This window comes from uncultured Methylobacterium sp., from assembly GCF_964242245.1.
Classification (GTDB): domain Bacteria; phylum Pseudomonadota; class Alphaproteobacteria; order Rhizobiales; family Beijerinckiaceae; genus Methylobacterium.
Map to the genome: position 1 here is coordinate 1 of NZ_CAXTBY010000150.1, position 7,568 is coordinate 7,568.

The window sequence follows — 7,568 nt, forward strand, 5'->3', positions numbered from 1 at the left end:
AGGTAGAAAGCGATCGAAGCGTCAGCCGGCCGCCGCCATCGCCGCGCGCAGCTTGGCGCGATAAGCGTCGATCACCACGAGCCGGCCGGCGCGCTCGGCGTGCCAGAAGGTCCAGCCGTTGCAGGCGGGCAGCCCCTGCACCAGGGCCCCGATCTTGTGGATCGAGCCGATCACCGGGCCGACGCCGAGCTGCCCGTCGGGCCGCACGGTGGCCTTGAAGCGGCGGCGCTCGTCGGTGAGCACGTCGCCGGGCTTGAGGTGGCCGGCTTCGACCACGCCGAGGAACGGCACCCGCGGCTCGGCCCGCTTGGTCGGCGCGACGAGCAGCGCCGCCCGCGACAGGGGTTCGACGGCCGCGATCCGCCGGCGCGCGGCCTCGGCGTAGGTCGCATCGCGCTCGCAGCCGATGAAGCGGCGGCCGAGGCGCTTGGCCACCGCGCCGGTGGTGCCGGTGCCGAAGAACGGGTCGAGCACCACGTCGCCGGGGTTGGTCGCCGCGAGCAGGGTGCGGGCGAGCAGCGCCTCGGGTTTTTGGGTCGGATGGACCTTGCGGCCATCGGCGTCCTTCAGGCGCTCGTCGCCGGTGCAGAGCGGGATGAACCAGTCCGAGCGCACCTGAAGGTCCTCGTTGCCCCCCTTCAGCGCGTCGTAGTGGAAGGTGTAGCCCTTCGCGTCCGCCGAGCGGGAGGCCCAGATCAGGGTCTCGTGCGCGTTGGTGAAGCGCTTGCCGCGGAAGTTCGGCATCGGGTTGGCCTTGCGCCAGACGATGTCGTTGAGAATCCAGAAACCAAGATCCTGGAGCACGCTGCCGACCCGGAAGATGTTGTGGTACGACCCGATCACCCACAGCGTGGCGTTCGGCTTCATCACCCGGCGGCATGCGGTGAGCCAGTCGCGGGTGAAGGCGTCGTAGGTCGAGAAGCTCGAAAACTTGTCCCAGTCGTCGTCGACCGCGTCGACCCGGCTCTGGTCCGGCCGCGTCAGCGTGCCCTCCCCGAGCTGGAGGTTGTAGGGCGGGTCGGCGAAGACGCAGTCGACGGAGGCCGCCGGCAGGCGGTTCATCGCCGCGATGCAGTCTCCGACGAGGATCTCGTCGAGGGGAAGGCGCTGGGCGGGTACGAGACCCATCCGCGGCGCCGACGCGGGCCGACCGGTACGCGAGACAAGGTTCCGGAGGGCGGCGTCGGCGACCACGGTACGCGGGGAAGCCATGGCAAACACCGGTTACGCGACTGACCGGCAGACCATGAATCCGTTAGGGTAAAGGTCGGGTTGCGGAATTGCGAAGCATCGCGTCCCGGTTTGGGGCTGCCGCGGGACCCTGACCCGGCGGCGATCCAGGATATGGTGCCCGTTCACGCGGTCTTAACCGGTCGCCCCGACTTTTCTTGCCTTCGTCCGCCCGACGATGCTTGCAAGTGCCCGACCGTCGGTTGCAGGCGGGACGGGTTGCCGGCTCCCGTGATCGGACCCGTCCGCCGTCTCGGACCGACGATCATGCCCAGGAGCGAAGTGGGCATGGGGGTTTCGCTGGATGCATATCCGCGTACCCACGGCCGGTTTCATGCACGGATTTCGATGATCCGATAGACTATCCTTCGCCTTCGCGGCGGCTCCGCACGAAGTTGCGCGACAGTCTTGAAACCTTGCAGCACAGATTTTTCGTCGAATGCTGCGGATGCGCACGGAATTGGGCGGCACTGTGATCCGCCTGCCGCATATGTGCGCGTCTCATTTTGGCCGGCATCGGCCTCGATTGGCGCCGCCCTCGTCAACAACGAAGGACCGACGCATGCATGTTCAACCCGTTGCCCGGATCGCCGCCGCCACCCTCGGCGCCCTGACGCTCGCTGCCGGAAGCCTTCCCGCAAGCGCTCAGAGCGGAAGCGCATCCTGGTACGGCAGCGGTCATCGCACCGCGAGCGGCGAGCACTTCAACCCGAACGGGCTGACGGCCGCCCACCGCAGCCTGCCCTTCGGCACCCGCGTCCGCGTCGAGAACCGGCGCACCGGACGCTCCGTGGTGGTGCGGATCAACGATCGCGGCCCGTTCGTGCGCGGACGCATCATCGACCTGTCCCGCGGCTCGGCCCGGGCGCTCGGCATGGGCGGCACCACCCACGTCTCGCTTCACGTGGTGAGCTGATCGCATCCCGGCCGGCGTTGCCCGCGGCGTCGGCCGGCCCCATCTGCGGTCCTCGCATCGGAGACGCAGCGCGACCGCCATGGCAAAGCCCCTCATCGTCGACATCCCGCACGACCTCGGCCGCGACGAGGCCCGGCGCCGCATCGCGACCGGCGTCGACCAGGGCAGGGCGCTGCTCGCCAAGAGCGGCATCACCATCAACACCCTCGCCTGGACCGGCGACCGGCTCGACTTCGCGATCTCGGCGATGACGCAGGGCATGAACGGCCAGATCGACGTCGGGCCTGAGAGCGTGCGCGTCGAGGTCCACCTCCCGCTGCTGCTCGCGCTGTTTGCCGAGAAGGTGAAGAAGATGGTCGGCAAGGAGGGCAACCTCCTCCTGACGAAGAAGTAGGCTCGGAACGGGCCGCATCGCCCGTCCGTTGCCGGCCTGCGCGCGCGTGGACGCGCGGCACGAGAGGAGCCCTGCCCATGGCCAATCCCGGCGAGATCCCCGAGGTGCCGATCCAGCCGACGCCCGACACGCCCTACGACCCGCCGAGCGTCCCGAGCCCGGTCCCCGGCCCCGAGATCCCCGGCGAGAGCCCGAGCGAGGCCCCCGGGATCATGCCCGTCGAGGTCCCGGTGACGACGCCCGGCATGCCCACGCCCACCGGCCCCGCCAACCCGACCGCCTGAGGTCTCCGGGACCGTGCGGCCGCGGTTTGTGAAGCCGCGGCCGCGCTGCCATAAGCCCGGCCATGGCCGCCCCACCCCTCCTCACGCTCCAGGACGTCGCGCTCACCTTCGGCGGCACGCCGCTGATCGAGGGCGCCGCGTTCGCGATCGGCCCAGGCGAGCGCGCCTGCCTCGTCGGCCGCAACGGCTCGGGCAAGTCGACCCTGATGAAGATCGCCGCCGGGCTGGTCGAGCCCGACCGCGGCGTCCGCTTCGTCCAGCCCGGCACGACGATCCGCTACCTCGCGCAGGAGCCGGACTTTTCCGGATTTTCGACCACCCTCGACTTCGTCGAATCGGGCCTCGGCGATGGCGACGCCCACCACCGCGCCCGCTACCTGCTGGAAAGCCTCGGGCTCACCGGCGCGGAGGACCCCGCGCGGCTCTCCGGCGGCGAGGGGCGCCGCGCCGCGCTCGCCCAGGCGCTCGCCCCCGAGCCCGACGTGCTGCTGCTCGACGAGCCGACGAACCACCTCGACCTTCCGGCGATCGAGTGGCTGGAGGCGGAGCTGAAGGGGACGCGGGCCGCGATGGTGCTGATCAGCCACGACCGGCGCTTCCTCTCGGCCCTGTCGCGGGCCACGATCTGGCTCGACCGCGGCGTCACCCGCCGGATCGAGCAGGGTTTTTCGCAATTTGAGGCGTGGCGCGACGCGTTCTTCGAGGAGGAGGAGCGCGACCGGCACAAGCTGGAGCGCAGGATCGCCGACGAGGAGCACTGGCTGCGCTACGGCGTCACCGCCCGGCGCAAGCGCAACGTCCGGCGGCTCGGCAACCTGCATGCGCTCCGCAAGGAGCGCCGCGACGACCGCCGGCCCGTCGGTACGGTCTCCATGCAGGCGGGCGATGCCGAGGCCTCCGGCGCCCTGGTCATGGAGGCCAAGGGCGCCTCGAAATCCTACGGCGACCGCCGCATCGTCGCGGACCTGTCGCTGCGCGTGATGCGCGGCGACCGGCTCGGCATCGTCGGCGCGAACGGCGCCGGCAAGACGACGCTCATCAACCTGCTGACCGGCAAGCTCGCCCCCGACGACGGCAGCGTCCGCCAGGGCACCAACCTCAAGATGATGCTGCTGGACCAAGCCCGCGCCGTGCTGGAGCCGGGAATGACCGTCACCGAGGTGCTGACCGGCGGCAGCGGCGATTCGGTGATCGTCAACGGTCAGAGCCGGCACGTCATCGGCTACCTCAAGGACTTCCTGTTCGCCCCCGAGCAGGCCCGGACGCCCGTCAGTGTGCTCTCGGGCGGCGAGCGCAACCGGCTGCTGATCGCCCGCGCCTTGGCCCAGCCCGCCAACCTCCTGGTGCTGGACGAGCCGACCAACGACCTCGACCTCGAAACGCTGGACCTGCTCCAGGAGATGCTCGGCGACTACAGTGGCACCCTGATCCTGGTGAGCCACGACCGCGACTTCCTCGACCGCGTGGTCGGCAGCGTGCTCGTCAGCGAGGGGGAGGGGCGCTGGGTCGAGTACGCCGGCGGCTACACCGACATGGTGACCCAGCGCGGCGCGGGCGTTCAGGCCCGCGCCGGTGCGGCCAAGGCCAAGGCCGAGCCCCGCGCGAGGGCTGCGGCGGCGGCGATGCCGGCCGGTCCGCTGAAGTTGAGCTTCAAGGACCAGCACGAGTTGAAGACGCTGCCGGCGCGCATGGAGAAGCTGCAAGGGGCGATCGGCCAGCTCCGCGCCGTGCTCGCCGATCCCGGCCTCTACGCCCGCGACGCGGCGCGCTTCGACAAGGCGTCCGCGATGCTGGCGGGAGCCGAGGCCGAGCTGTCGGCGGCCGAGGAGCGCTGGCTCGAACTGGAGATGCTGCGCGAGGGCTGAGGCCGCCCGGCGGCGCGCCGGCCTTCATGATGCCGCGATGGTGCGATGGACTCTGCGCGCCTCCTCGGATCATCCGCCGTGCCGCCTCGCCCGTCCCACGCCCTGCACCGCGCCGGCTGGCTCCTCGGCCTGCCCGTGCTCGGGCTGATCTGGGCCGGGACGACGCTCTACGCCGCGCCGGAGATCGCGGCGCGGCTCGCGGCGGCGGGCGAGGGCGTGGCGCGGGCGACCGAGGGCGGCGCGCCGGAACCGTGGCTGCGGGTCGCGGTCCGGGGCCGCGACCTCGTCGCCGCCGGCGAGGCGCCGGGGCCGGAGGCGCGGACGGCCGCGCTGGCGCAGCTCGCGGCCCTCGACGGCCCGCGCCGGATCGTGCCGGAGATCGGCCTCGTCGAGACCGCCGCGCCGTTCGCCTGGAGCGCGACGCGGGCCGGGCCGGAGCGGATCGCGCTCGCGGGCAGCCGGCCGGCGGAGATCGGGCGGGCGGCGCTGCGCACCCGGCTCGCGGCGGAACTCCCCGGCACGACCGCCCTCGACGACGCCGCGCGGGCGGCCCGCGGCGCGCCGCCGGATTTTTCCACGGCCGCGGCCTACGCGGTCGCCCGCCTGCGGGGCCTGCTGCCGGGTGCCGTGGCGGCGCTCTCCGACACGGTGCTGTCGTTCTCCGGCGAGGCGGCGGACTTGGCGGCCTACGACGCCCTGCGCGCGGCGCTCGCCGACCCGCCGCAGGGCTACGGACTCGGCCGCGTCGACATCCTCCCGGCCCAGGTCGCCGACTTCCGCATGGCGATGACCCGCGAGCCCGGCGGCGGCCTCGTCCTGTCGGGCCACGTCGTGTCGGAGGAGGCCCGCGCCGCCCTCGGCCGGCGCGTGGCGGAGATCGCGGACGGGGCCGCGGTGGACGACCGGATGCGCACCGCGCGGGGCTTGGCGGCGGCGATCGATCCGGAGGCGCTCGGCGCCTTCATGGCCGGCATCGTCGGGCTGATGCAGACGGGGGGCGTGCGCTTCGACGGACGCGAGGTCTCGGCCGCGGGCGATGCCGTCGATGCGCAGGCGGTGGACGAGATCGCGGCGCTGCTGCGCGCGCACCGGCCCGCGGGCGTGGAGGCCGGTGCGGTGAGCCTCGCCACGCGCCCGCTCGCGCCCTACCGCGTCGCGATCCGGCGCGAGGGCGACGCGGTCAGCCTGTCCGGCCACCTGCCGGATGCAGAGGCGCGGGCGCGGCTCGACGCGCTGGTGCGGCCGCGCTTCTACCGCGAGCGCATCCTCGACCGGACGCGCATCGCCGACGGGGCCCCGCCCGACCTGTTCGCGGCGCTCGGCGTCGCGGTGCCGGCGCTGGCGACGCTCGCCGGCGGCGAGATCGCGGTGGCCGACCGCAGCCTCAGCCTCACGGGCGAGGGCCTGTACCGCGAGGCCGCCGCGCGGCTCGCCGAGACCCTGCCGCGGGCGCTCCCGGGCGGGTGGACGGTCCGCGTCGCGGTCCGGCCGAGGAACCCGGTCGAGCGGCGCGACCCGGCGACCTGCCGCGCGGACGCGGCGGCGCTGCTGGCCGGCACCAGCCTGCGCTTTCCCCCGGGCAGCGGCGCGCTCGCGCCGATCTTCTTCCCCGTGCTCGATCGGGTGGCGGGGCTCGCGAAGCTGTGCCCGTCCCTGCGGCTCGCGGTGACGGGCCAGACCGATCCGGAGCCCGCACCGAAGCCGGCTGCGGGGCCGGCGATGGTGGCCGACGCCGCCGGCGCACAGGGTGCGGCCGCACCGAGGCCGCCGGCGAAGGCCGCCGACACGCCGCGGCCGGCGGACAAGAAGGCGCTCGACACGGCCGCGCCGGCGCAAAAACCCCAGGCAAAGGCGGTGCCCGAGACCCCCGAGGATCTCGCCCGCCAGCGGGCGCTCGCGGTGGTCGAGTACCTGCTCCAGGCCGGCGCGGGGCTCGATCAGGTGCGGGTTGCCGAGGCGCCGCCGGCCCGGGCGGGCGTCGCGCTCACCGTGCTTCCGTAGGGCGAGGGCCAAGGCCGTGATCCTGCTGCTGTCCGGCCTCTGGCCGGGACTCCTCGCCGCGCTCGCCCTCGGCCTCGGCCTCGGCCGGGTCGTGGCGGCGCCGCGCGGGGTCGCGATCGGGCTCGGCCTCGCGGCGCCGGCGCTCGCCGCCTTGGCCGCGAGCGGGGTCGTGCCCGGCGCGCCGGGGTTCTGGCTGGAGAGCGCGGCGCTGATGCTGGCGCCCTACGTCGTGGGCTGCGGGCTCGGCGCCCTCGGACGCGCCCGCGCGACGCCGCGCGCGGAGGCCGCGAAAGCCTGACGACGGAACCGAGCCGACCCGTCGCCGCGTTTCGTCTCCCGACAGGGCCACGAGCCCGAGAGACGCACGGACCGATCCATGCCGCGCAAGCGCCCCCTCCATCCCCGCGCCGGCCTCGCCGCCACGGCCCTCCTGCTCGCGGGCCTCGCCGGGGCCGCCGGCCTCGCGCGGGTCGATCCCCACCTCGTCGCGCTGGCGAGCGCGTCGGCGCAGGGCGACAAAACGCCGGCGCGCTGAAGCCCGATGCGTGCGGTTTCCGGTTGATCGGTGCGCGCGCTCCCTCTCCCCTCTGCGGGCTTGCGGGTACACACATTTCGGGACCGGTGCTGCGTGGATCGGGCGAAGCGCCGGGCGGCCCCCTCTCCCCACACATCTCGGGCTTGCCCGAGATGGGCAATGCGGATGTCCAAGTCGGGCAGGCCCGACTTGGATGGGAGAGGGCTGGGGTGAGGGGCGTGACCTATCCGGATCGTTCTCATCCCTCACCCTGTCCCTCTCCCGAACGGGAGAGGGGACCCGCGCTCTTCCCGGATCGCGTGGAGCGGTGTGTGCATCCGCAAGCCCGCAGAGGGGGAGGGAA

The 7,568-nt window shown here is 73.5% G+C and carries 8 protein-coding genes; 7 read left to right on the forward strand and 1 reads right to left on the reverse strand.

Annotated elements, in window-relative coordinates:
* Nucleotides 1-21: 21 nt before the first annotated feature.
* Complete coding sequence (locus ACFE8Y_RS19820) at nt 22-1,212, reverse strand: site-specific DNA-methyltransferase (RefSeq protein ID WP_375466091.1); 1,191 nt, start codon at nt 1,210-1,212, stop codon at nt 22-24.
* Nucleotides 1,213-1,792: 580 nt separating this feature from the next.
* On the opposite strand from ACFE8Y_RS19820, the gene ACFE8Y_RS19825 reads away from it, so the two are divergent.
* From ACFE8Y_RS19825 to ACFE8Y_RS19855, 7 genes are all read left to right on the forward strand, one after another.
* Nucleotides 1,793-2,146 carry a septal ring lytic transglycosylase RlpA family protein gene (locus ACFE8Y_RS19825; protein WP_375466092.1) on the forward strand — a complete coding sequence of 118 codons (354 nt, stop codon included), beginning with the start codon at nt 1,793-1,795 and terminating at the stop codon, nt 2,144-2,146.
* A gap of 79 nt (nt 2,147-2,225) precedes the next feature.
* Complete coding sequence (locus ACFE8Y_RS19830) at nt 2,226-2,540, forward strand: polyhydroxyalkanoic acid system family protein (protein WP_375466093.1); 315 nt, start codon at nt 2,226-2,228, stop codon at nt 2,538-2,540.
* 77 nt (nt 2,541-2,617) lie between these two features.
* Nucleotides 2,618-2,824: a hypothetical protein gene (locus ACFE8Y_RS19835; protein ID WP_375466094.1), complete on the forward strand. Its 207-nt coding sequence runs from the start codon at nt 2,618-2,620 to the stop codon at nt 2,822-2,824.
* A gap of 62 nt (nt 2,825-2,886) precedes the next feature.
* A complete protein-coding gene (locus ACFE8Y_RS19840) occupies nt 2,887-4,689 on the forward strand; it encodes an ABC-F family ATP-binding cassette domain-containing protein (RefSeq protein WP_375466095.1) in 1,803 nt (600 codons plus the stop codon).
* Between the two features lie 78 nt (nt 4,690-4,767).
* Nucleotides 4,768-6,690, forward strand: a complete 1,923-nt coding sequence (locus ACFE8Y_RS19845) for a hypothetical protein (RefSeq protein WP_375466096.1) — start codon at nt 4,768-4,770, stop codon at nt 6,688-6,690.
* A gap of 16 nt (nt 6,691-6,706) precedes the next feature.
* Nucleotides 6,707-6,988 (forward strand): hypothetical protein, encoded by a 282-nt coding sequence (locus tag ACFE8Y_RS19850; RefSeq protein WP_375466097.1) that lies wholly within the window; start codon nt 6,707-6,709, stop codon nt 6,986-6,988.
* 78 nt (nt 6,989-7,066) lie between these two features.
* Nucleotides 7,067-7,225, forward strand: a complete 159-nt coding sequence (locus ACFE8Y_RS19855) for a hypothetical protein (RefSeq protein WP_375466098.1) — start codon at nt 7,067-7,069, stop codon at nt 7,223-7,225.
* Nucleotides 7,226-7,568 lie beyond the last annotated feature (343 nt).

What these genes read in the sequence shown, in the direction of transcription:
- ACFE8Y_RS19820 (WP_375466091.1), bottom strand. Translation starts at nt 1,212, where the DNA reads ATGGCTTCCCCGCGTACCGTGGTCGCCGACGCCGCCCTCCGGAACCTT.
- ACFE8Y_RS19835 (WP_375466094.1), top strand. Translation starts at nt 2,618, where the DNA reads ATGGCCAATCCCGGCGAGATCCCCGAGGTGCCGATCCAGCCGACGCCC.
- ACFE8Y_RS19825 (WP_375466092.1), top strand. Translation starts at nt 1,793, where the DNA reads ATGCATGTTCAACCCGTTGCCCGGATCGCCGCCGCCACCCTCGGCGCC.
- ACFE8Y_RS19840 (WP_375466095.1), top strand. Translation starts at nt 2,887, where the DNA reads ATGGCCGCCCCACCCCTCCTCACGCTCCAGGACGTCGCGCTCACCTTC.
- ACFE8Y_RS19855 (WP_375466098.1), top strand. Translation starts at nt 7,067, where the DNA reads ATGCCGCGCAAGCGCCCCCTCCATCCCCGCGCCGGCCTCGCCGCCACG.
- ACFE8Y_RS19830 (WP_375466093.1), top strand. Translation starts at nt 2,226, where the DNA reads ATGGCAAAGCCCCTCATCGTCGACATCCCGCACGACCTCGGCCGCGAC.